Annotated in this window: 20 protein-coding genes; 17 read left to right on the forward strand and 3 right to left on the reverse strand. The window is 48.4% G+C overall.

Translation table 11 applies throughout. From position 1 onward, the window contains the following. The first annotated feature begins 32 nt into the window (after positions 1 to 32). From mutS to glnA, 12 genes are all read left to right on the forward strand, one after another. On the forward strand, positions 33 to 2,828 hold the full coding sequence (gene mutS / locus L6H98_RS00720; RefSeq protein WP_236412146.1) for a DNA mismatch repair protein MutS: 2,796 nt from the start codon (positions 33 to 35) through the stop codon (positions 2,826 to 2,828). A 23-nt stretch (positions 2,829 to 2,851) separates the two neighbouring features. Then, positions 2,852 to 5,005, forward strand: coding sequence for a DNA mismatch repair endonuclease MutL (gene mutL / locus L6H98_RS00725; RefSeq protein WP_236412147.1), 2,154 nt, complete (start codon positions 2,852 to 2,854; stop codon positions 5,003 to 5,005). A gap of 17 nt (positions 5,006 to 5,022) precedes the next feature. After that, positions 5,023 to 5,808: a class I SAM-dependent methyltransferase gene (locus L6H98_RS00730; protein ID WP_236412148.1), complete on the forward strand. Its 786-nt coding sequence runs from the start codon at positions 5,023 to 5,025 to the stop codon at positions 5,806 to 5,808. Further along, positions 5,789 to 6,739, forward strand: a complete 951-nt coding sequence (gene miaA, locus L6H98_RS00735; protein ID WP_236412149.1) for a tRNA (adenosine(37)-N6)-dimethylallyltransferase MiaA — start codon at positions 5,789 to 5,791, stop codon at positions 6,737 to 6,739. The genes L6H98_RS00730 and miaA overlap by 20 nt, the downstream gene beginning before the upstream one ends. Before the next feature lie 345 nt (positions 6,740 to 7,084). Further along, complete coding sequence (gene hfq / locus L6H98_RS00740) at positions 7,085 to 7,327, forward strand: RNA chaperone Hfq (RefSeq protein ID WP_056689929.1); 243 nt, start codon at positions 7,085 to 7,087, stop codon at positions 7,325 to 7,327. A gap of 170 nt (positions 7,328 to 7,497) precedes the next feature. Further along, complete coding sequence (locus tag L6H98_RS00745) at positions 7,498 to 10,191, forward strand: PBP1A family penicillin-binding protein (protein WP_236412151.1); 2,694 nt, start codon at positions 7,498 to 7,500, stop codon at positions 10,189 to 10,191. Between the two features lie 239 nt (positions 10,192 to 10,430). After that, a complete protein-coding gene (locus tag L6H98_RS00750; protein ID WP_236412153.1) occupies positions 10,431 to 10,994 on the forward strand; it encodes a DUF402 domain-containing protein in 564 nt (187 codons plus the stop codon). A gap of 231 nt (positions 10,995 to 11,225) precedes the next feature. Then, positions 11,226 to 12,203 carry an AAA family ATPase gene (locus L6H98_RS00755; RefSeq protein WP_236412912.1) on the forward strand — a complete coding sequence of 326 codons (978 nt, stop codon included), beginning with the start codon at positions 11,226 to 11,228 and terminating at the stop codon, positions 12,201 to 12,203. A 495-nt stretch (positions 12,204 to 12,698) separates the two neighbouring features. After that, a complete protein-coding gene (gene hflX / locus L6H98_RS00760; protein WP_236412154.1) occupies positions 12,699 to 13,985 on the forward strand; it encodes a GTPase HflX in 1,287 nt (428 codons plus the stop codon). Positions 13,986 to 14,069: 84 nt separating this feature from the next. Next, positions 14,070 to 15,323 (forward strand): methionine gamma-lyase family protein, encoded by a 1,254-nt coding sequence (locus L6H98_RS00765; protein ID WP_236412157.1) that lies wholly within the window; start codon positions 14,070 to 14,072, stop codon positions 15,321 to 15,323. Between the two features lie 83 nt (positions 15,324 to 15,406). Further along, the gene (locus L6H98_RS00770) at positions 15,407 to 15,820 is read left to right on the forward strand and encodes a MerR family transcriptional regulator (RefSeq protein WP_236412159.1); all 414 of its coding nucleotides are present in this window, start codon (positions 15,407 to 15,409) and stop codon (positions 15,818 to 15,820) included. 131 nt (positions 15,821 to 15,951) lie between these two features. Further along, a complete protein-coding gene (gene glnA, locus L6H98_RS00775) occupies positions 15,952 to 17,280 on the forward strand; it encodes a type I glutamate--ammonia ligase (RefSeq protein WP_236412161.1) in 1,329 nt (442 codons plus the stop codon). A 578-nt stretch (positions 17,281 to 17,858) separates the two neighbouring features. On the opposite strand, the gene L6H98_RS00780 is transcribed toward glnA, so the two are convergent. The 3 genes from L6H98_RS00780 to lexA all read right to left on the reverse strand — a co-directional run bounded on the left by L6H98_RS00780 (position 17,859) and on the right by lexA (position 21,168). Further along, complete coding sequence (locus L6H98_RS00780; RefSeq protein ID WP_236412163.1) at positions 17,859 to 18,716, reverse strand: hypothetical protein; 858 nt, start codon at positions 18,714 to 18,716, stop codon at positions 17,859 to 17,861. A gap of 1,233 nt (positions 18,717 to 19,949) precedes the next feature. Next, on the reverse strand, positions 19,950 to 20,228 hold the full coding sequence (locus L6H98_RS00785) for a hypothetical protein (protein ID WP_236412165.1): 279 nt from the start codon (positions 20,226 to 20,228) through the stop codon (positions 19,950 to 19,952). A gap of 313 nt (positions 20,229 to 20,541) precedes the next feature. Then, positions 20,542 to 21,168: a transcriptional repressor LexA gene (lexA, locus tag L6H98_RS00790; RefSeq protein ID WP_236412171.1), complete on the reverse strand. Its 627-nt coding sequence runs from the start codon at positions 21,166 to 21,168 to the stop codon at positions 20,542 to 20,544. 275 nt (positions 21,169 to 21,443) lie between these two features. On the opposite strand from lexA, the gene L6H98_RS00795 reads away from it, so the two are divergent. The 5 genes from L6H98_RS00795 (at position 21,444) to L6H98_RS00815 (ending at position 25,137) form a co-directional block, all read left to right on the forward strand. Then, positions 21,444 to 21,818, forward strand: coding sequence for a LysM peptidoglycan-binding domain-containing protein (locus L6H98_RS00795; protein WP_236412183.1), 375 nt, complete (start codon positions 21,444 to 21,446; stop codon positions 21,816 to 21,818). A gap of 99 nt (positions 21,819 to 21,917) precedes the next feature. Next, entirely contained in the window at positions 21,918 to 22,127 is a 210-nt protein-coding gene (locus L6H98_RS00800) for a DUF896 domain-containing protein (RefSeq protein ID WP_236412185.1), read from the forward strand. 130 nt (positions 22,128 to 22,257) lie between these two features. After that, positions 22,258 to 22,770 carry a hypothetical protein gene (locus L6H98_RS00805; protein ID WP_236412187.1) on the forward strand — a complete coding sequence of 171 codons (513 nt, stop codon included), beginning with the start codon at positions 22,258 to 22,260 and terminating at the stop codon, positions 22,768 to 22,770. A 29-nt stretch (positions 22,771 to 22,799) separates the two neighbouring features. Beyond that, positions 22,800 to 23,591, forward strand: a complete 792-nt coding sequence (locus tag L6H98_RS00810) for an HAD family hydrolase (RefSeq protein WP_236412189.1) — start codon at positions 22,800 to 22,802, stop codon at positions 23,589 to 23,591. Between the two features lie 583 nt (positions 23,592 to 24,174). After that, positions 24,175 to 25,137 (forward strand): ABC transporter permease subunit, encoded by a 963-nt coding sequence (locus tag L6H98_RS00815; protein ID WP_236412190.1) that lies wholly within the window; start codon positions 24,175 to 24,177, stop codon positions 25,135 to 25,137. The last annotated feature ends 9 nt before the right edge of the window (positions 25,138 to 25,146 follow it).

A 25,146-nucleotide genomic window follows, 5' to 3' on the forward strand; every position in this document is an offset into this window, starting at 1 on the left:
TGGCAATTTGCAGCAACGGATGGAGGATAACGATGGCTCAGTATACGCCTATGATACAACAATATTTGCAAGTCAAAGCCGAGGCGCAGGACGCTTTTCTTTTTTTCAGGCTGGGCGACTTTTATGAAATGTTTTTTGAAGATGCCATTAATGCGGCGCGTGAGCTTGAAATTACGTTGACTGCCCGCAACGGAGGTTCGGACGAGAAGATTCCGATGTGCGGCGTGCCGTACCATTCAGCAGAAGGGTACATACAACGTCTGATCGAGAAGGGGCATAAAGTTGCGATTTGTGAGCAAATGGAGGATCCGACGGTCACCAAGGGCATGGTGCGGCGAGAAATCGTGCGCGTTATTACGCCTGGCACGGTGATGGAGGGCAAAACGCTCGGGGACAAGTCCAACAACTATATCGTTTGTTTGACGGGAGATGCGAACACGCTTGCGCTTGCGGCATGTGATTTGTCTACGGGTGAGCTGTATGTGACGTCGGTTCCCTATTCGAAGGAATGGCTGAAGGACGAAATCGGCATTTACGAACCATCCGAGCTGATCGGGGACGCTGCGCTGCTGGATGAGGTGGCTGCCCAAGCATCGCCAATCGGGCGACCTGTCGTATACACCCCATGGGTGAAAAATAAAGAAGAGCTTGTGCGCCAGCAGTTCGGGGAAGCGGTCTGGGCGCGTCTCGAGCCTGAGCGTCAGACATGCATCGCGCGGCTGTTCTCCTATTTGAATGAAACGCAAAAACGTTCATTAGGACAATTGACGCAGGTCAGCGCTTATGAGCCGGATCATTACATGATTTTGGACCCGTTCACACGGCGCAATCTGGAGCTGGTTGAAACCGTGCGCGAACGCTCCAAAAAGGGTTCCTTGCTGTGGTTGCTCGATCGCACGGAAACGTCCATGGGAGCGCGCATGCTGCGCCGCTGGATCGACAAACCTTTGCTGCAAAAAGGGAAGATCAACGAGCGGCTCGAAGCGGTGGACACGCTGTATAACCAGTTTATTTTGCGCGAGGATCTGCGGGCCGAACTTAAGGATATTTACGATTTGGAACGCTTGGTTGGACGAATCGCCTTCGGCAACGCGAACGGACGGGATCTGAACGCGCTCAAAATGTCGTTGGACAAGGTTCCGGCACTGCGCCGGCTTTGTGCGGATTCGACTTCCGCCACGCTTCGCCATATCGCGGAAGTGATGGACGATTGCAATGACCTGCGCGATGCGATCGCGAGCGCCATTGTGGACGAGCCTCCGGTTTCCGTGCGTGACGGCGGAATTATTCGTCCAGGATATCATGAGCGGCTGGATGAGCTGCGCGAAGCCTCCCTCAACGGTAAACAGTGGATTGCCGAGCTGGAAGCAAGGGAACGCGACGCAACCGGCATCCGGTCGCTGAAAATCGGTTATAACAAAGTGTTCGGCTATTACATCGAAGTGACCAAATCGAACCTGTCGGCACTGCCGGAAGGGCGTTATGAACGGAAGCAGACGCTCGCCAATGCGGAGCGTTTCATTACGCCGGAGCTGAAGGAAAAAGAAACGCTGATCCTTGAGGCACAGGACAAAATGGTCGATATCGAATATGCCTTGTTCACGGAGCTGCGTGACCAGTTGAACCGGCAGGTGGCCAGATTGCAGAAACTGGCTGAGCAAGTGGCGGAAATCGACGTGTACCAATCGTTTGCTGCGATCAGCGCAGAGCGCAACTTCGTTCGTCCCGTGCTGACGGACGGTTATGATTTTGTGGTGGAGCAGGGCCGCCATCCGGTCGTGGAAGCTGTGATGCATTCGGATGCGTTCATTGCCAACAGTACGGCGATACAGAAGGACGCCGCACGCATCCTGCTCATCACCGGACCGAACATGGCCGGCAAGAGCACGTACATGCGACAGGTGGCGCTGATTTCGATCATGGCTCAAATCGGCTGTTTCGTTCCTGCGGGCAAAGCGGAGGTGCCGATCATGGACCGCATTTTCACACGAATCGGCGCTGCGGACGATCTGATTGGCGGCCAGAGCACGTTCATGGTGGAAATGGCCGACATTCAGGTCATGACCGAAAAGGCGACGCCGCGCAGTCTGATCATTATCGATGAATTGGGCCGGGGAACATCCACGAGCGAAGGCATGGCCATTGCGCAATCGGTGATCGAATACGTGCATGACGTGATCGGCTGCAAAGCGCTGGTTTCGACGCATTTCCATGAGCTTGCGCATCTGGAGGAAAGTTTGGACAAGCTGGCCAACTACTCCATGGCCGTGCAGGAGAGCGGAGACAAAGTTCATTTCCTGCGCAAACTGATTGCTGGCGCCGCGAGCAGCAGTTACGGCATCTATTGCGCGCGTCTCGCCGGATTGCCGGATACGATCATAGAGCGGGCGAACGGCCTGCTGCACGGGTTTGAACAGGCGGCTGCACAGGTTGCGGTGGGCAGCGAGCTTGCGGCGAAAGAAAAGAATTCAAGTGGCGTGCCGTCTGCCAGTTATGAAACAGATCAGGCCGCATCCGACGGATCCTCCATTCTTCGGGATGAGAAGCAAGTGAATGGATCGACCGGATCGGTGATTCGGGAGGACTACCGACCTTCGGACAATACAGGCAAGGACCGTCAGGGGAAAGGACGGCAGGAAGTGGTTCAGCTCTCGATCTTTGATGACGAGGAGCCTTTGCACACCCCTGAACCGATTACTTCCGTGCCGGATGAGCGTACCCAGGAACTTATCCGCCAGATGAAGGATGTGGATGTCATGAACATGACCCCGCTTCAGGCGATGCAGCTGTTAAACGAACTTAAAGTCAAAGCCCAGCAATTATCCTGATTCAAGCGGGAGGGGAATAAACGATGGCGAAAATCCATGTGCTGGATGAACATATTGCCAACCAGATTGCGGCCGGGGAAGTCGTTGAACGCCCGGCCTCGGTCGTCAAGGAGCTGCTCGAAAATGCGATCGACGCAGGGGCAAGCAAAATCGAAGTGAGCGTGGAAGAGGGCGGATTGCTCAGCATTCGCGTCAAAGACAACGGATCCGGCATTGAGCCGGATGATCTCGAAACGGCTTTCTACCGCCATGCCACGAGTAAGATTGCGCACGGGCGGGATCTGTTTCAGATCACGAGCCTGGGCTTCAGGGGAGAAGCGCTGCCCAGCATCGCGGCCGTGTCCAAGGTCGAGGTGCTGACGGCCAGCGCGGACGACGGCCGGGGCCGCAAAATTGTCATCGAGGGCGGCAAGCTGTGCTCGCACGAGGATGCAGCTTCGCCGCAAGGGACGGAATTTGTGGTGAAGGAGCTGTTTTATAACACGCCGGCCAGGCTCAAATACATGAAAACCATTCAAACCGAGCTGGGGCACATCTCGGATGTGCTGTACCGGATGGCATTGTCCCATCCCGACATTTCGTTCACGCTGCGGCATAATGCCAACACGTTGCTCCAGACGCTGGGGAACGGAGACCTGCTGCAGGTGGTGGCAGCCATTTATGGCACGAGCGCGGCCAAAGCGATGCTGCCGATTGAAGGCGAAAATTTGGATTACCGCGTCAAAGGTCTGATCAGTCTGCCTGAATGGACCAGAGCGAATCGGGGCGGCATGTCGACGATTGTAAACGGACGGTATATTCGGAATTATGGGCTGAATCAGGCCATTCTCAAGGCATATCATACCCTTCTGCCTATTAATCGTTACCCGCTCGTCGTCGTACAGCTGGACATGCACCCTTCGCTTGTGGACGTCAACGTTCACCCTGCGAAGCTGGAAGTGCGGTTCAGCAAGGAGACTGAACTGTACGAGTTCGTGGAGACGACGCTTCGCGGCATTCTGCGCAAAGAAGTGCTGATTCCTCAAGTCACGAAACAACAGGTCAGACGCGGGGATGATCGGGCCATCATTCAGGAGCAGTTTGTATTTCCAAGGGCACCGTACAAAGACGAGCTGCCCGCGGAGGGGGAGGGACGTCCGGAATCCTATCCCGATCAACGGATTCAAGCGCCTCGCCTGAACGAGGATGCGGTTGCTTCGAAGCCTTCCGGACAGAGTGCGAACATTGAAGGCGATCCGGATATGGACCTGGAGGCACCTGCTGAAGTGAATGAGGGAGAACGTTTGGATTTCTCGGCCCAGTTGGCACCTCTTCCCGAGGTTCCTCCCGAAGAGACCACTGCCTACGGCTCGGCAGGGACGGACGAAGTCATCGTGCCTGCATCTGCAAAACCGTCGACTTCACAGCCTCCCGAGCATAGCCGAGGTGCAGACTATCGTTCCAAAGCTTCGGCTTCGCCGGTGTCGGTGAAAGAAAGCCGTCCGGCTTACCAGCCACCTTCGCCAGCTGCGCAGCGGGAGTATGCCGGAACGGGCAAGCCGCTGCCGGATGTCGACAAACTGGCTGCTGCGCTGAAATCCGATGCGGCCGTGCCGTCGTTTCCGGAGCTCAGCCTGATCGGACAGCACCATGGCACGTATCTGATCGCGCAAAGCGATGACGGTCTCTACCTGATCGACCAACATGCTGCGCATGAACGGGTGAATTACGAATATTATTTCGAAAAATTCGGTAATCCCGCGCAGGCTTCGCAGGAGCTGTTGCTGCCGATCACGCTGGAATTTACGCCTTCCGAGACCGAAAAAATCAAATCCAGGTTGGCCTGGTTCGAGCAAGCCGGCGTTTATCTGGAGCATTTCGGCGGCCAGACGTTCCGTGTACGCTCCCATCCATATTGGTTCCCGCATGGAGACGAGAAAGATATTATAGAAGAAATGTGCGAATGGGTGCTCAGTGAACGCAGCATCGACGTGGGCAAGCTAAGGGAGGCTGCATCCATCATGTGCTCCTGCAAAGCATCCATCAAAGCGAACCAAAAGCTGACGGAGCAAGAGGCCGAGGTGCTGATTCAGCGTCTTGCGTCTTGCCGCCAGCCATACACTTGTCCGCACGGGCGTCCCATCGTCGTTTCATTTTCAACGTATGATCTGGAAAAATTGTTCAAACGGGTCATGTGACTGTTTAGGAGGAAGTTATGTATATTACAACCGGTGACACGCAAGCCGATTCCCTAGTGGAACGCGCTCGCCGCTTGGCGCAATTGACAGGCGGAACATATGTGCCGCGCGGCAATATGTCCCTGTCCAAAATGGCCGACCGATACCAAGCCAACGAAATTCTGGTTGTTCTGCAAGGAAGGGCACGACTATATCGCAAACATGCGGAACAGCTTGAGTTTCATCCCAGCATGGGGTTTATCCGGGCGAAGCGCGTGCTTGCGGGAGAGTCTGATCCGATGTTGGATGCCGGAGCGGTCCGCCAAGGGGATACGATCCTCGACTGCACAGCCGGACTCGGGACGGATGCGCTCGTATTTTCGGTAGCGGCAGGCCCAACGGGAAGGACCATTGCTTGCGAGAGCTCGCTGCCGATCTACGCGCTGTTAGCCGAGGGCATGTCCCACTATGAAAGCAAACTGCCCGAGGTAGACGAGGCGTTTCGCCGGATCGAGCTGCATCATGCCCATCATCTGGATTTGCTGCGCTCCTTGCCGGATAACAGCTGCGACACCGTCTATTTTGACCCGATGTTTCGCGAACCGATGATGGATTCGAGCGCCATCCAGCCTTTGCGTGATTACGCGAATCCGAGCGCGCTGGACATCGAGAGCATCGAAGAGGCAAAACGGGTTGCCCGCAAGCGAATCGTCATGAAGGAAAAGCGCGGCAGCGCCGAATTTACGAGGCTTGGCTTCGACGTTCTCGATCGGGCCAATGCAAAAACACTGTACGGAGTGATCCATGTTGAAAGCGGAAGTTAAACCGAAGCTGCTTGTGCTTGTCGGGCCGACGGCGGTAGGAAAAACCAAAATGAGCATCGAGCTGGCCAAGGCTTTCGATTGCGAAATTATTTCAGGCGATTCGATGCAGGTCTATCGGGAGATGGATATCGGAACCGCCAAAATTACCCGGGATGAAATGCAGGGCATTCCCCACCATCTTATTGATATTCATGATCCCGAGTATCCCTATTCCGTGGCCGAGTTCCAGGAGAGCTGCACGCGTCTGATCGGCGAAATCCATGGGCGCGGCAAGCTGCCGTTTATCGTGGGCGGCACCGGCTTGTACGTGGAGTCGGTTTGTTACGGCTTCCAATTTTCGGACAGCGGATCGGACGAAGCGTTTCGGAATGAGCAATTCCGCTATGCGGAGCAGCATGGGGCTCAAGCGCTGCATGACCGATTAAGGGCCGTTGATCCCGCGAGCGCAGACCGTTTGCATCCGAACGACCAGCGCCGCATCGTGCGCGCGCTTGAAATTTTCCATTTGACCGGGCAAAAGTGGTCCGAGCAGTTGGCTTCCCAGCAGAAAATATCCCCGTACGATCTCCTGATTGTCGGCCTGACGATGGATCGGCAAAAGCTGTATGCGCGCGTAGAAGAACGGATCGATCTGATGATGGAACAAGGATTGGTTGACGAGGTGAAATCGTTGCTGGAACGTGGCGTAGGTCCTGGACACATCTCCATGCAGGGATTGGGGTACAAGGAAATTGTCGCTTACCTGCAGGGCGAGGTGAGCTTGGAGGCTGCGGTGGAATGGCTGAAAAGGGATACGCGCCGTTTCGCCAAACGCCAGCTCTCCTGGTTCCGGCACATGAAGGATATCGAGTGGGTGGACGTTACGGACACCGAGGATTTCGAAGGTAATTTCAGGAAGGTTCGTTCACGGATCGAGCAACAATTTTATTAAAAACATCGGGACTTTGGGCCTCTGTCTTCTCCAGGCGAGAAGATGGGGGTTCTTTTTGCAAACAGGAACCAGGGGACCATTTTTCGTCGGTTTCTGGACGTCGGAGGTCAACGAAACGCTGGAAGAACGATTGAAAATTTGCCCCCCTTTTGCAATTGTGACAAGCGGTGTATAATGGATAAGTCTTCTAATCGTCATGAGCCTCATGCTGAGGGGCGAGTTGACAGACAAGGGGTTTTTGTGGATTATATGAAACTGTTCATGATATAATAGCACGAAAGCTACTCAGCGATATTGAATACGAACCATAACATGAATTCAAATGAACCAATGGGGGTACGGCTAATGAACAAGTCCATCAACATCCAAGATACGTTCTTAAACCAACTGCGGAAGGAAAATATTCCAGCAACGGTATATTTGACGAACGGGTTCCAAATTCGCGGAACGATCAAGGCTTTTGACAATTTCACAATCGTGATCGATAGCGACGGACGCCAGCAAATGGTCTATAAGCACGCCATCTCCACGTTCACGCCGCAACGCAGCGTATCGTTGATGCAGCAGGATAACAACGGCGAAGCTTAAAAAATTGCGAAACCTTTTTCACAGCCATTTCGTCTACATGTATAGGATTTGAAGCGGAGCAACCTGAATAAAGGGTTGTTCTTTTCATTCCGGGCAAAAAAGGCTTGCCGTCAGCCCTTGCCCAATAGGCGAATAGAAATCAAGCAACCGAAAGGGAGTCAGGAGGAAACATGCCAAACGATCCGTTGTCGAGGTCTAATCGCAACAACAACAGTGGCAAGTCATCCAATAAAGCGAAACCAAAGACCTCTAAAAAGAAAAAAATTACGGGTAAACGTGTTGGATGGACGCTGTTTTTTACAATGGCAATCGCCATTTTCTGTGCACTGGGCGGATATCTATTTATTATGGTCAGCGGGGAACGCCTGCTTACGGCCAACATGGACAAAACGACGATCAACGAAACGTCGAAAGTGTACGACCGTAACGGTGAATTGATGGGCGAGCTGTCGATCAAAAAACTGGAGCCGGTCGATGGAGACGAGATTCCGAAGCTTGTGAAAGAGGCGTTTGTGGCTACGGAAGACAGACGATTTTATGAGCACCAAGGCGTCGACATCTGGGCGATCGGCCGTGCGGCCGTCAAGGACGTCATGGCCCGCTCGATGGTAGAGGGCGGCAGTACGCTGACCCAGCAGCTGGCCAAAAACATGTTCTTGTCGCGCGACAAAACGTTTTTCCGCAAAGCGACGGAAGTATCCATCGCGATGGCGCTCGAGCGCAAATTTACGAAAGACGAAATCTTGACGATGTACTTGAACCGGATTTTCTTCGGCCATCAGCGGTACGGAATCAAGGCAGCATCCGAGTTTTATTTCGGGGTCACCGACTTGAAAAAATTGGAGCTGTGGCAAATCGCCACGCTCGCGGCTATGCCAAAAGGGCCGTCGGCGTACAACCCGCTCAGCAATCCGGAAGCGTCCAAGGAACGCCGCGCGGTAGTGTTACAGTTGATGTACGAGCAAGGATACATCAGCAAAGCGGATATGGATGAAGCCAAAGCGGTCGATTACGACTACACGCCGCCGGAGAAAGAGAGAAAATACCAGGCCTTTATCGATTACGTTTTGCGTGAAGCCGAAGAAGTGACGGGCAAAACGGAAGATGATCTGAACATCGGCGGATACAAAATTTACACGACCATGGATGTGCAGGCCCAAACGGCGATGGAGAAAGCTTTCTCCGACGACAGCCTGTTCGAAAAAAGCAAAGACGACCAAAAGGTGCAGGGGTCGATGGTGATCATGAACCATGAAAATGGAAGCCTGGTTGCCTTGCTGGGCGGACGCGACTATCAAACGAAAGGTTACAGCCGCGTTACCCAAAGCCGGAGACAGCCGGGTTCGGCATTCAAACCGATCGTATCTTATGCGCCTGCACTGGAGTCCGGGGAATATAATGCCAATTCTCCGCTCAGCAATCAAAAGCAGTGTTTTGGCAACTACTGCCCGGGAAACCTGCATGGTTATTCGTCAACGATCAGCATGACCGATGCCATTACGAAGTCGGAAAATATTCCGGCGGTATGGCTTTTGGACAAAATCGGCGTCAATACCGGCGTGCAGTTTGCCAAGAAGCTGGGCATTCAGCTTACGGACCAAGACAAAAACCTGGCGATTGCCCTCGGGGGGCTGAGCAAAGGGACCAATACGCTTGAAATGGCTCAGGCTTACAGCGCTTTTGCCAACCTTGGCGAATATCAGGAAGCGTACTCCATCAAATCGGTTGTGGACAGTACCGGCAAAGAGATTTATAAGCACAAGTCCAAAACGACGCGAGTCATGAGTGAGCACAATGCTTACGAGTTGACCAAAATGCTGCAGAACGTCGTCAACGACGGGACAGGACGCGCTGCACGTTTGGATCGTCCGGTTGCCGGCAAAACGGGTACGACGCAGAGCGGCATTTCCGGCAACAGTTCCAACCGGGATGTGTGGTTTGTTGGTTACACGCCGGAATGGACTGCGGCGGTCTGGATGGGATATGACAATCCGGATGCGAACCATATGCTCAAAAACAGCAGTAAATTGTCCGCTGCGTTCTTTGCGAAAGTCATGAACGATGCGCTCAAAGGCGTTCCTGTCAAGGACTTTACCGTTCCGGAAGGAGAGAAAACGGCGCCACCGGTGCAAAAACCGGAGACACCACAATTGTCCGTAACAGGACTGAGCGGGGCTTATGATCCGACAACGCAGACGGTATCGTTGTCGTGGAGCGGATCGGGAGATTCCCAAACTCAGTACCGGGTGTACCGTAAAGAGACGTCTGAGTCGGAGTTCACACGCCTCATAGACGCTGTTGGAACGACTAATGCGCAGGATTTAAGCGCCCTTCCAGGGTTGACTTACGAATACTACGTAACTGCGTATGACCCGTCTACGGGAGTAGAGACGTCACCTACCAACACCATTTCACTTTTCATCGAAGCACAGGAATTGGAGCCGCAGGAGCCTGATCCTGGCACGGATCCGGGACTGGATCCGGGGACGGAGGAGCCGGGAATAGACAATCCGGGCGGCGAGCTTCCCGATAACGGCAATGGCAACAATGGGAATGGCAATAACGGGAATGGAAATAATGGCAATAACGGCAATAACGGTAATGGAAACAACGGCAATGGACATGGCAACAACGGAAATAACGGAAACGGGAATAATGGGGAACCGAGCCAGGATGGACAATCCGGCAACGGCAATCCACCGCCCGATCAAGGCACGACTGAACCAGGCGGGAATGGGGATGGCTCGAGTGACGGGGCTGTCGTCATCCCGGGAGAGGTTGTTACGCCGGATGGCGGAGATAGCGGCAGTACGGTAGAGTCAGATCCGAACGTCGTCGATCCGCAAGCCGGCAACGGAGGTTAACGAAACATATTCGAAGAAATGAAAGGCCCTGCATCCCGATTGGCTTTGGGATACAGGGCCTTTTGCATTTCTGTTTCCGATCATGCGATTTTGAGTGTATACCTTAAATATGGTAAGCTGTAGCTATTGTAATACGTCGTGCAGAGCATGTTCAGGAATCGCTCCCATGCAGACGTTATTCGCTGTTCACCACATTAGAGCAGGCCAGGTGGGCCTGTTGTCGGCAAAGAGGGGTTCGTATGAAACGGAAATTCGGGGATCGCGCAAATTGGCGCCGGATTACGAACCGACAATTTACATGCCGGTTCGTGCAATCCAAAATATTTACAGGCTACATCACGTTGTACACGATACAGGATTTGAAGGAACCATTGTGGAAAACCTACGGAGGAAGCACGTTTTGCATTGCAGACAAAGGGTATTCCTGGCTGCAGTATTATCCCAAAGGCGAACATTTTGTCGTGACTGCCATGTTTGATAACCAAGAGCGCATCGTGGAATGGTATATTGATACATGCAGAAGCCAAGGAATTACCGATCAAGGCGTGCCTTGGTTCGATGACCTTTATCTGGACGTCGTTGTACTGAAGGATGGAGAGATCTTTTTGTTGGACGAGGATGAACTTGAGGAGGCGCTGGCGCGGAAACAAATCACGACCGCCGACTATGATTTGGCCAATCGAACGGCGAAGGAGCTGCTGCGTGCCATCGATGCACACATGTTTCCTTATTTCCAGTTATCGCTTAAACATCGCAAATCCTTGTTCGAGAACGGGGAGTTCCGCAAAAACGTCCAGCTTTGAATGAAACGGAACGTGTCCGGCTGCCGTCCAGCAGCATTTTTGCCACGGAAAGTCCTCTTGCTTTCACGATGGGCCTTCATTTCAGCAGATTAAAATGAACGTCATGCCCAAACCAAAAGCCCCTAATGAGAAATTTAGATCTCAATAGGGGTTTTGTTGTTCAAAGCATTTGTTCGATTGCAGAGTTATAACGATAGCTTCGAGCATATAATGAGCCTTGAGGTGATGACTGTGGGCGAAAAAACGAGAAGAATAACTGTAAACGAATCAAGAATCAACATCGTGTTTAATTCTCAGAATCAGGGTGAACCTTATGTTGAGCAAGCGGAGGAGCCTCTTCCATCAAATAGTCATCATGAATCTGTGGCGGATATTTTCAAAGAACTCGATGAAATGATCGGATTAGATAAGGTTAGGGATCTCGTTTACGAAATATATGCGCTCATTCAAATAAACAAATTCCGTGCCGAAGAAGGGCTGAAGAGCAGCAAACAAGTGTATCACATGATTTTCAAAGGCAACCCGGGTACGGGGAAAACCACCGTTGCAAGAATCATTTCGAGAATGCTGAACCGGATGGGCGTACTTAGCAAAGGTCATCTCGTGGAGGTTGAAAGAGCCGACTTGGTGGGGGAATATATTGGTCACACAGCTCAGAAAACGAGGGACTTGGTTAAGAAGGCCATGGGAGGAGTGTTATTCATTGACGAAGCTTATAGTCTGGCTAGGGGCGGAGAAAAGGACTTCGGGAAAGAGGCCATCGATTGTTTAGTGAAAGTGATGGAGGATCGTGCTGACGATGTCATTATCATACTTGCCGGATATCCCGATGAAATGGATGAGTTTATGCAAATAAATACAGGGCTGCCATCCAGGTTTCCTATTCAAATCAATTTTGAAGATTACTCCGTGGATGAACTGATGCTGATTGCGCTGAAAATGGCCTCTGAGAAAGAATACAATCTCAACTCAGATGCCATGGACCGATTGAAGGAGTTGATTTACCTGGAAAAGGAAAGCAGGTTAGACTTTAGCAATGCTCGGTACGTGCGGAACGTCATTGAAAAGGCAATACGAACCCAGGCTGTTCGACTAATGAGTTTGGGAGGCAAACCATCCAAACAAAAGCTTACCGAGATTACATTCCGTGATGTTCCTGCAGCGAAAACCAAGCTTACAGACATTACGGAAGGGATACATTTCAATTAGTCGGTGTACTTTTTCGATAGAGGAGGTGATCGTTCGTTTTCTTTCTTGCTTAGGGTGGGGAGTAAGGACTGGCGGCGGAGTACATAATTTCAACGCATAGGCCATCATGATTAAGAAGGCGGAAGGATTTATCATGTTCCAGGGAGAATGGTTAGGATAGCAAGCATTGCCGGGCGATGTTTTATAAATTTCCCATCCGATGTTAAACTAAATAAGGGAACATCGACATGGGAACAATGAAACCGTACTCCAAGGCAATGGGATTGAACGTTCCATCCGCTATTCGATGGTCCGTTTGCCTGGACCTCGCCTTCAGTTCAATCTCGGCAAATCTGGAACGGAAACCGACTGGACGGAGGATTTGAAGTTTGGGTGAAAGTAAGCGATAATGAATATCTTTGGATAAGCCGGCCGGGCCCATCCGGTCCGGCTTGGCATGCATGGCAAGACGTTGGAGGTTGACGATCGTACCATGCAGAAGGAGGGAATGATACGATGGCAAATGTCACACATGATACCAATCAAGTACAAAAAGATCGTGCCATATTGGTCAGCCTGATTACGGATGAGGTCAAACGATCGGGTATTAATCCGGAATATTCGCTCGAAGAGCTGGTCAAGCTTGCCGAAACAGCAGGCGTTGAGGTTTTGAGCGTCCTGACCCAGAACCGGGAAACGCGGGATACGAAATGGTTCATCGGTAAAGGCAAGGTGGATGAGCTGCGTGCAGTGGCGGAAGAACTTGGCGCAACGACGGCGATTTTCGATCAGGAGTTGTCCGGGGCTCAGGTTCGTAACTTGGAAGAAGCGCTCGACCTAAAAATTATCGACCGTACCCAGTTGATTCTGGACATTTTCGCGCAACGCGCCAATACGAGGGAAGGGATCATCCAGGTAGAGCTGGCCCAATTGAGCTATTTGTTGCCACGGTTGTCCGGACACGGCAAAAACTTGTCCAGACTGGGAGGCGGGATTGGTACCCGCGGACCGGGGGAGAGCAAGCTTGAGACGGATCGCCGCCACATTCGCGGAAGGATCGATGATCTGAAGCGGCATTTGGAGGAAGTAACGCGACATCGCAAACTTCATCGCGAGCGCCGCAAAAAAACGGGGATAGTTCAAGTGGCACTCGTCGGATACACGAATGCAGGCAAATCGACACTGTTGAAACAGCTTACAGAAGCCGATGTATATATTGAGAACCAGTTGTTCGCTACGCTGGATCCTACATCCCGTACGATGGAATTGCCCAGCGGCAAAGAAATCGTGCTTACCGATACGGTTGGTTTCATTCAGAACCTGCCCCATGATCTGATTGCTGCATTCCGCGCTACACTGGAGGAAGTGAATGAAGCAGACCTGATTTTGCACGTCGTGGATGCATCTTCCGAAATGCGCGAGGATCAGATGAGAACGGTAAATGCCATTTTGCAGGAGCTGGGTTCCGGCGACAAGCCGCAGCTGGTCCTGTTTAATAAAAAGGATGCATGTACTCCTGAACAGCTTGAAATGCTGCCGCAGGACAAGGAACATATGAAGATCAGTGCATACGATGAAGTTGACCAGCTCAAAATCCGGGAGCGCATTCAGGCCGAGCTGACAGGCGATACCAAACGTTTCCGCATTCCGGCGGATCGCGGTGATCTGACTTCGGTATTATATAAGATCGGAGACGTGGTGGACACGTCGTTCGAAGAGAATGATGTGATCTATCAAGTGGAGCTGCAAAAGGGCGAATATGAAAAATACGGCTATTTACTCGAAGATTTCATCGTTTCGTAACATTGGCGATACATTTGTATGGTAAGTTGACATAACAATATATATTTGACGTTAGATTCATGCAATAAAGGAGAATAAAGCAGGATGTCCAGTTTTGATACAGCAATCATTGAGCTTCAACAACAGGTTGAACGCCAGATCGAGCAACAAATGAAAGAGATTGATCGCTTGGTCGATCAAAATCAATGGAAAGTCATCGATGCATTTCAACGGAGAAAAGTGAGCGACTTTCATTTTGCGGGATCGACAGGTTATGCCTACAACGATCGCGGACGGGAAGTGCTTGACGAGGTATATGCAGATGTTTTCGGAGCGGAAGCGGCGCTTGTCCGCCCTCATTTCGCTTCGGGAACGCATACGATTGCAACGGCCTTGTTCGGCGTTCTGCGCCCGGGGGACGAATTGTTATATATAACGGGGAAACCCTATGACACTTTGCATAAAGTCATCGGCAAGCCTGGTGATGGCACGGGTTCCCTGATGGATTTCGGCATCGATTACAAGGAAACGGCACTGCTTCCCGATGGCGGGATCGATTGGGAAGCAGTGCGAAATAGCGTGACGTCAAAAACCAAAGTGATCGGTATCCAGCGTTCGCGCGGGTATGATTGGCGCTCGTCTTTTTGTATCGACGAAATTGCGGACATGGTCACACGCGTGAAGGCGATCAAGGAAGATGTCATCGTGTTCGTGGACAATTGTTACGGGGAGTTTACCGAGCCATTGGAACCTACCCAAGTGGGCGTAGACCTGATGGCCGGATCGCTGATCAAAAACCCTGGCGGCGGTCTTGCGGAAACCGGTGGATACATATGCGGAAAGGAAAAATATGTACAGCTTGCAGCCTATCGTCTGACGGCCCCCGGTATCGGCGGCGAGGTTGGTGCAATGCTTGGCACGACACGGGGAATCTATCAGGGACTTTACATGGCTCCAACGATCGTTGGACAAGCCGTTAAAGGAAGCGTTTTTGCGGCAGCGATGTTTGCGGCTTCCGGATTTGTCACCAAACCTGCATGGAATGATAAACGAACTGACCTGATCCAGGCGGTCCAGTTCAGTTCCGCTGAGCATTTGATTGCCTTCGTTCAAGGGATTCAGCGGGCAGCGGCGGTGGATAGCCATGTCGTTCCCGAGCCTTGGGACATGCCGGGATACGAACATCCTGTTATTATGGCGGCAGGTACGTTCATTCAGGGCGGAAGTCTTGAGCTGTCTGCGGATGCACCGATCCGAGAGCCTTATATCGGGTACATGCAAGGGGGATTAACGTACTCGCATGTCAAATATAGCGTTTTGATGGCATTACAAGCCATGAAAGATCGTAAATTATTGTGAGTTTATCTAACACGTTATTGACACTTTGTAACAAGTAAATGTACAATAAGGTGAAGAATAGATGACTGGAAGGTTGATGAGTGATGGGCGACGAAATTCGCAGAAATATGGCCTTATTCCCGATTGGCATCGTTATGAAGCTGACGGACCTGTCCGCACGGCAGATTCGTTATTATGAGCAGCATAATCTGATCGTTCCGGCAAGAACGTCAGGCAATCAGCGTTTGTTTTCGTTTAATGACGTTGAACGTTTGCTCGAAATCAAGGCTTTGATCGAAAAAGGAGTAAACATCGCGGGCATCAAACAGGTAATGAACCCTGTGTCCAAGGAATCCGAGGAAGCAACCGTCATTACGGCCGATACGGAAGTGAAACGCAGGGAACTATCGGATACGCAGCTTCATCGTTTGTTGAAACAACAGCTGGTTTCCGGAAAAAGACCGGGACAAGTATCGCTTATTCAAGGAGAGCTTTCCCGATTTTTCAACAAAAAATAATGTTGCGTAATCTCGCGTGTCATAGGAAATGTTCCTGTCATAGGTTGAGCCTTTTCTTGACCCATGCGGGTTTCTAATGTACAAATATAACATGCAAGCTAAATAAGCAGAGAAGAAAGGGAGAGAGTATCGTGAGTTATACTAAAGAAGACATTCTCCGCATCGCAAAAGAAGAAAATGTACGGTTTGTTCGTTTGCAGTTTACAGACTTGCTCGGTGCAATCAAAAACGTTGAAATTCCGGTAAGCCAGCTGACAAAGGCTTTGGACAACAAAATGATGTTCGATGGTTCTTCCATTGAAGGATATGTGCGCATCGAGGAATCCGATATGTACCTCTATCCGGATCTCGATACTTGGCTCATTTTCCCATGGGTGGCCGACAACCGCGTTGCTCGCATGATTTGCGACGTATACTTGCCGGACGGAACGCCGTTCCCTGGAGATCCGCGCGGCATTCTGAAACGCAGCCTGAAGGATGCGGAAGAAATGGGCTTTACAGCGATGAATGTCGGGCCTGAGCCAGAGTTTTTCTTGTTCAAGACCGATGAAAAAGGTAACCCAACCAACGAATTGAACGACCAAGGCGGTTATTTCGATCTGGCTCCAACGGATCTTGGCGAAAACTGCCGTCGTGACATCGTTATTACGCTCGAAGAAATGGGCTTTGAAATTGAAGCTTCCCATCACGAGGTAGCTCCAGGTCAGCACGAGATCGACTTCAAATACGCGGATGCGTTGAAAGCGGCTGACCAAATCCAAACGTTCAAACTGGTCGTTAAAACGATTGCTCGCCAGCACGGATTGCATGCTACATTCATGCCAAAACCGTTGTTCGGCATGAACGGTTCCGGTATGCACTGTAACCAATCCCTGTTCAAAGGCAATGAGAACGCGTTCGTGGACGAGTCCGATGAGCTTGGCCTTAGCAAAACCGCTCGCCATTACATGGCAGGAATGCTGAAGCATGCTCGTGCATACGCGGCGATCACGAATCCTAGCGTAAACTCCTACAAACGTCTTGTACCTGGTTACGAAGCACCTTGTTACGTAGCATGGTCTGCAAGTAACCGCAGTCCAATGATTCGTATTCCGGCTTCCCGCGGTCTCAGCACACGCGTCGAAGTGCGCAACCCGGATCCGGCTGCGAACCCATACTTGGCACTGGCTGTGATGTTGAAAGCAGGCTTGGACGGCATCAAACGCGAGCTTCCTTTGCCGGCTCCAATCGACCGCAACATCTATATCATGTCCGAAGAAGAGCGTGTGGAAGAAGGCATCCCAAGCTTGCCGGCTGACCTGAAAGAAGCTCTTAATGAGCTGATCCGCAGCGAAGTCATCTGCGACGCGCTCGGCGACCACGCTTTGGCTCACTTCTATGAGTTGAAAGAAATCGAGTGGGATATGTACCGCACGCAAGTTCACCAATGGGAACGCGATCAATATATCACGCTGTACTAATTGGGTTAAAACCTTGTAATCACGGGGTTTAATGAGATTTCATATGGGGACGTTTAGTGAGGAGATTACGCTTCTATTGAGGTGTATCCCCCAAACGTCCCCATGTTTTTTTGTTTGTCTGAACCAAGAGTATTTGAGGTATATAGCTCGTATTTGTTGATGATCGGTTTATCAGTTACAGGAGCAACTCGAAGAATATCCAGTAGATATATCAAAACTCTCTAGCTGCGTGAAGAAAATTAGTTATATCCTCAGAGGCAGTGAAATCAACTGACTTCTTTCTTCGCATCTCTTTAATAATAGAACCTTTACATGGGTTCCGCTCCAACTTTCCTTGAATTACGGCCTGTTCTATTTCAGCATAACTTGATGATTTCAACGGTCCTGTTAAACCTTTCTCCTGCGCCTTCAATGTGTAACACAATTCCAAAGCTACTGGACGGCAAATTGAGGCAGTGAAGATTCGCCTTGCGCTCCATGAGTGGTAGCTTACCGAAGATCGCATACGTGGCAGGCCATTCAAAATGATAATAACCTTTACATTAAAAGAACCCCAAAGGGGCTCTTTTATAGTCATCCTATATTTTTAAGTTAGACCAAGAACCTAATTTGGTTTTAGCTCCTGCTGTTTTTGTCCAATGAGTCTTTGGCGGTATACTAACTTCTACAGTTTTGTGTTGATGTTCAATTTCTACCCACAGCTCTTTGTTATTGACCCATGCTTTAAATTGATATCTGGTAATCCCGTCTGCTTCAGGCCATGTGGCAGTAACTGAATTATTTCCTTTTCTTAGAAAATATTCTCCTCCAGTTCTTATTCCGATTATTTTAGGTAACAACTCAATTTCACACTCATAAATTTTGTAATCTACAGAGACAATATCGACACTTGCCGTCCCAGAATAAATAAATTCCCCCTTCCCATCTGAACAAGGTTGTACTTCGTCATTTTGAACTATTAACTCAGTAAACCATATTTCATCACTAACCCCGGGATCACGGTTTGCTTCTTTCTGCATTTTAACAACAGGACCGGTACCGTGGTCAGTATTCAGGAAATAACCAGCTCGCGATTTTATTAAAATTGGTTCTCCCGGTTGAATCGAACCAGCGCCATCTAGCCGCTCAATGAACCATATTTCATCACTAACCCCGGGATCACGGTTTGCTTCTTTCTGCATTTTAACAACAGGACCGATACCGTGGTCAGTATTCAGGAAATAACCAGCTCGCGATTTTATTAAAATTGGTTCTCCCGGTTGAATCGAACCAGCGCCATCTAACCGCTCAATGAACCATATTTCATCACTAACCCCGGGATTGCGGTTTGCCTCTTTCTGCATTTTAACAACAGGACCAGTACCATTGTCAGTATTCAAGAAATAACCAGCTCTTGTTTTAAATAAGAGTCCATCAGTATGTTGAATAGCGACCATTGTTATCCTCCATTATAAAAGTATTTAAACTTATTTTTACAAAAATCAAGGAATTTATTCAGAGAGGGACTCGTTTTGGGGTGCTCAATAATTACAACAAACAAGGTGTTAAAATGGTTTTGTGTAAATAGTGGGATTCGATATACTGATTGTAATATTGGAGATATCTTTATATGTTAGGTGGCCTAAGAGTATATGAATAATACATATCGTAAATCGGAAACAGACTTTTTTGTCTTTGCTTTATGCCAGACTCGTGTATCTGTCTGGCTTTTTCACAGGACCTAGAAGAAATTATGGACTATGGTGTAATTTAGAAGCATCCGATCATGTATCTGTGAGGATCGCGGGTAATAGATATTTTAAAGATAAGTTTGAATTTAGGGGAACAGAGGTGGATAAATGTTGATCCAAAAAGTATTATCGATTCGTAGTGAGGTAAAAGGGATGTTGAGGCAAAGGCAGTTGGTAGGATACTTGGTTGTTGCATCAGGTGATATACACAAGCAGCTTGGTTTCCAGGTATCGTAATGCCTTCTTGTTGTTATGCTATGTGAGAAATGATGAAGACAGGGGCTGTTGTTTTACACCACACTCACTTACAGTAGGTTATTTCATTTAAACAAAGGCCCCGCTAAGTTTATTTTAAACTGTATTCTATAAGATAGACACTTTGAAAAGTCCTTTACAAAGGGTACGTAATCGAATAATTACTTAATTACTTGTTATTTCCTTCGTATCATATTAGAATGTCAGGGTAGGTACCCAAGGTGATTCCCGAGAAGGATTATCTTAATGAGCAATAATAAACGTACAAAGCGGAGTTTTATGGAATGGGTATGGATACTGCTAGTCACTGTGTTATCGTTTAAAGTGTTATCGAAAATTTTAGATCTATTTAAATAATTTTCTCTACCTACAAATAATATGGGATTCTAGTTGGGGCGCTGATTTTTGAATCAGCGTTCCACAGGTGCAAAATATAGTGAATTTTTGATTTGATTTATATCGCTTCTGTTGGGTATACAAAATAAAAGTATTACTTAAAATAAGCAATGAGATGATAAAAAGTCTCATTGCTCATTTTTTTAACTGTCCCCCAGTTTATCCCCAAAAACTCCCCTAAGTCATGAAAAGCTATGATTTGCTGTAAACACGCGATCAATATATCACGCTGTACTAGAATCCCTAATCACTTGCGCCATATGGCGTGAGGGGTTTTTCAAGTTATTATTATATAGCGGTCATTGAATCATCTTCTGCTATGTGGTTCGCTGGTAGAGGTTTTTTTCGCAAAGTTCGATCATACAGATATGGTTTTCCATGATATTCCCATGCATTCTTTTGTTTCTCTTTTTTATGTACAGAAACTTTTATCTCTAAATTGGCAACATTCCTTTGGAAGTCGGAAGCGGTTCGTTTGCACCATCGTAATCCGCTTTCTTCCGTTGCACTAAAATGGACGCGCAGTGGAAATCCATTCACTGTCAATTCGAATTTATATAGATTCATGTTTTATCTCCTTTCTTTGAAGCCGGTATAACTTGTGCTCATTACATGAACTTTGACTAGATGATAACATAGGAACATGTGTTCTGAGAATATAATTAAGAAAAATTTTATTCTGCAATCTTCTTTATTATCATGAATCGTGGAAAATCACGAATAACCTCTTATCGAATGAGAAGAAGATGGAAGTTTCCGGAATGGAGTCGGAGGAGGAGGGGGGGGATTCACAATATCTAAGACATAAAAAAAGAGGTTGACCCATTAAACGGGCCAGCCTCTTGTTGTAGTCATTCATGATGTGAAATGTTGCGCAAAATTAGTGAATATCACGGAAAAGACCGATGACCTTACCCAAAATGCTGACATGTTTGAGACGCAAGGGCTCGAAAGTGGCATTTTCCGGTTGCAGACGAATATGATCCTTTTCTTTATAAAACGTCTTTACCGTCGCTTCGTCTTCTTCCGTCATGGCGACGACGATATCGCCGTTATCCGCCGTTTGCTGCTGGCGAACGATGACATAGTCTCCATTGACGATGCCTGCATCGATCATGCTGTCTCCGACAACGGATAACATAAAGACTTTCTGTTCGCCGACATAGTGTGTTGGAAGCGGGAAGTAGTCTTCAATGTTCTCGGTTGCCGTAATCGGTACCCCTGCCGTTACTTTACCGACAACGGGAACACGAGCGACGCTATGGGCAAACTGATGTGAATGCTCGGACTCTTCTTGGCTGAGCAGTTCAATCGCCCGAGGTTTCGTTGGGTCGCGTCTGATTAGTCCTTTTTTCTCCAATCGATCCAAATGACCGTGGACGGTTGAACTGGATGCCAACCCGACGGCTTCACCAATCTCTCGTACGGAAGGAGGATACCCCTTCAACCGGACTTCATTGCGTATAAACTCCAGAATAGCCTGTTGCCTGCTGGATATCTTCGACATACCGTATCAACCCCATTTAGTAACGTTTGGGAAAATTATAACATAGAACTACCGTTCGTACAAACATAAGTTCTAAAAAAAGCGATAAAATCAACGTTTTCGTGGAGGGTTGGTTTGAATCGTCGTCGATGCATCGAATTTTGGACGTATCCCGCTGTAACGCCATGCTCAAAAAAAGAGCGAACAATTGTTCTAAAAAACTATTGTATGAAACATGTGTTCGTGCTATATTGATTTCAACGAACCGGAACAAATGTTTGGAGGGCGAAGGAACCATGAGATATTCCACTTATCAAAGCATTTACGAACCTGTCAATACAGAGGCTGTCAAATCCAATATGGGATTGCTAAAGAAACGGCTGATTCAGAACAAGGCAGCAGCTCTGCTATTAAAATTAACGATCGTTTCATTGATCGTCATTATTGGCTGCAGCGCAGTGCTAACAGTGTTCGCAGGTGATGAGGAAAATTTGATTCCTGGTGGTAAGGTGGCGGTGTCTCAAGGGGAAACGCTGTGGAGCATCTCGTTGGAACACAAACCGGAAAATATGGATACGCGTGTATATATAGAAGCAATTAAGGAAGCAAATCAGTTACAAACAAGTTCAATTCAAGTCGGGCAAGTGTTGGAATTACCTCGCTTTAAATAATTATATAGAAGATTTGCACCCTGGTTATGCATCAATCTTGACAAGCAGACCCGAACATGTCAAAGTTAATGTGACTTTGTATTTTTGGAGGGGACAAGTTTGGATATAGATCGCCTGGTAGGACGCATTAATGAGTTGGCTCGCAAACATAAATCCGCTGGATTGACAGAGGAAGAACTTGAAGAACGCGCCAAACTCAGAGAAATTTATTTGAACAACATTCGCAACAATTTCAGACAGCAGCTGGATTCCATTGAAATTGTTGATGACGAGAACGATCAGGGCCGCCAGGGCAAACTCAAACACTAGAGAAACCTAAGCTATCCTTGTGATATCTAGGTTTCTTCTGTTTATATTTGAGTGTCCATAATATAGGGGGAAGTGTTGGCTAATCGTTGTTGTGCCGACCTGCATAAAAGAACATATAAGGGGGATTTTCATGGCTCGTTCGTTCGAGAGAACGGTTCGAAGAAATTCGAAACAATTGAATCAACAGCGCAAGAAAAATGGCCAACCTGTATCAGGAACACCGGGAGAAGACGTATTTAAAGGCCGCAGTCTTCTGTTTCCCGTATTTTTGTTGGGGCTTGCTGTGCTTTATTTGTTTATGAGCACGTTTCTTACCCAAACTTCCATGACGACCTGGGACTGGGTAACGATGCTGTTATACGTATTTTTGGCGTTCATTTTCTTTCTGCGCCGACCTTACGTTAAAGTGAGCAGCAATCGAATCGTGACGCTCAAAGGAAACCGCGAGCGCTCCATTGGCGTGGACGATATTGTCAGATTCCGTATTGAACCAGGCACAGTGGTCATTGAGCACAACAGCCGTGGAAAACGATGGGTATTTACGAAACTGATTAACCGTTACGATACCGATGCGCTTGCAGAGCGTCTTCTTAAATTTGCCAAAGCACATCAGATCACCGTGGAAACAATCGATAAAAAGTAATCCATTGCATAAAGGGGAAGATGACCGGGATGGCGTTGAAAGCGATTTTGTTCGACCTTGATGATACTTTGTTGTGGGATGAGCGCAGTGTAAGAGAAGCTTTTCATGAGACATGTCTCGTGGCAGCCCAAGAAACGGGCATTGATCCGAAAAAGCTTGAAGAAGCCGTTCGCAATGAAGCTCGTAACTTGTACGAATCTTACGAAACGTTTCCGTTTACCAAGATGATTGGAATCAATCCTTTTGAAGGTCTTTGGGCCAATTTCACAGGAGGAGAACAAGCGGAATTCCGCCAGTTGGAACAGCTCGCTCCGGTGTATCGGAAGGAGTCATGGCGACGTGGCTTGTTGAAATTGGGCGTAGACCAAGAGGAATTAGCCGAGCGTTTGGCTGAACAATTTGCGGCTGAGCGTCGAGCGAGACCCCATATCTACGAAGAAACGATGGATACGCTGCGTGAACTGCAAGGGAATTACAAATTGCTGCTTTTAACGAATGGTTGTCCTGCTTTGCAGCAAGAAAAATTGGACGGCGTGCCCGAATTGGCTCCATTTTTTGATCATATTATTATCTCGGGTTCTTTCGGAAAGGGAAAACCGGATCCGTCCATCTTTGAACATGCTTTAGCCCAACTCGGCGTCAAACCTGAAGAGAGCATGATGGTAGGGGATAAGCTTACTACGGATATTCGGGGAGCATTATCTTCGGGTATTCGAGCTGTATGGATTAACCGGGAAAATAAAGAGAATCCAGAGTCGTATGCACCTGATCATGAAATTAAACATTTGGCAGATTTGAAGCGTATTATTGCTGAATTTTAAGTTCTTATGCATTAACATATCGTACAGAAGGAATGTTGGTACTTTATTTGGGGGCAGCTGTTTTGCCATCCATTTGAAGCAGCCAACATTTTTTTTTTATAAAAAAGATGTTGAAATGTTGGAACGGTTGATTTAGAATATAACTAACATACTAGTATGACTAGTATGCGATTGTACAAAGCGATTCATCTTGTAACTAAACGATGCAACGACGTTAAGCATCCCGCTAACAAAAACGGTGAAAGGAATGATCGTACACCATGTTTAGCGTGAAGGGAGCAAGAGTGTAATCGCTATTCATTTCGTATTCATTGTAAGCGCTTTATAGTTATTGTGAAACCACTGGAATTTGGGAAGCGACGGTTTGTACTTTTAAGCTTCCATTTCGATGTTGGCGGTTTAGAGAAATCAATTATACCAGTTTACACAAAAATGATACCGTTTACATGGTTTGATGGATCTATTTTGTTATGGGGGTGAACATTCAGTATACATCAAGAAGCGTCAGGTCACAGGAAAAGTGTGGGTTTACAGCGATTGGACCCATGCCTTAATTCATGTTTATGGATCGGAGTGAGGACACATGAAGACGGAAACTGCTAAAACGACATTAACGATGACCTCTTTGCGTAAAGAAAGCAGATTACAGACAGCTGCAGCGCTGTTCCGTAAAGATTGGCAGCTGTACTCATTGTTAATTCTTCCAATCATTTATTTGCTGATTTTTAAATATGGTCCGATGCTTGGAAACATCATTGCTTTTAGACGATTTGTTCCCGGGGGAAGTATTTTCGGGGAAACATGGGTTGGATTCAGATATTTCCAAATGTTTATTCAAGACCCGACCTTCTGGAAAGTGTTTGGAAATACACTGATGCTTGGCGGTTTGGCGCTGCTCTTCACCTTTCCGGTACCGATCATCTTTGCATTGCTGCTGAACGAGGTGAAAAGCAAACGATTCAAAAAATTCGTGCAAACGGCTTCATATCTTCCGCACTTTCTGTCCATCGTCATCGTTGCCGGTATGATCCTGCAGCTGACAGCCGTAAATGGCTCCATTAACAGCTTGGTATCCTTCTTCACTGGAGACACCATTCCCTTCATGCAGCGCGCTGAATGGTTCAGAACCGTCTATATTACCTCCGAAGTTTGGCAGGGAATGGGCTGGGGGGCGATTTTGTATCTGGCAGCATTGACAACCATCGACGACTCCTTGTATGAAGCTGCCCGAATCGATGGCGCGAATCGTTGGAAACAAACGCTGCATGTGACCATTCCTGGCATTTTGCCCACAATTGTTACACTGCTGATTCTGAATCTGGGCAACTTCCTGGCGGTTGGGTTCGAGAAAATATTGCTCCTGTACAATCCGCTGACTTATGAAACATCTGACGTGATCTCCACCTATCTGTACCGGGTCGGCCTGCAATCCAGCAACTTTAGTTACGCGACAGCCATCGGATTGTTCGAATCGATTATCGGGCTCATTCTCGTATTTTCGGTGAACGCGATCTCGCGCAGATTGACGCAAAGAAGCTTGTGGTAAAGGAGGAGC

It is taken from the genome of Paenibacillus sp. JJ-223, from assembly GCF_927798175.1.
GTDB classification, from domain to species: domain Bacteria; phylum Bacillota; class Bacilli; order Paenibacillales; family Paenibacillaceae; genus Paenibacillus; species Paenibacillus hubeiensis.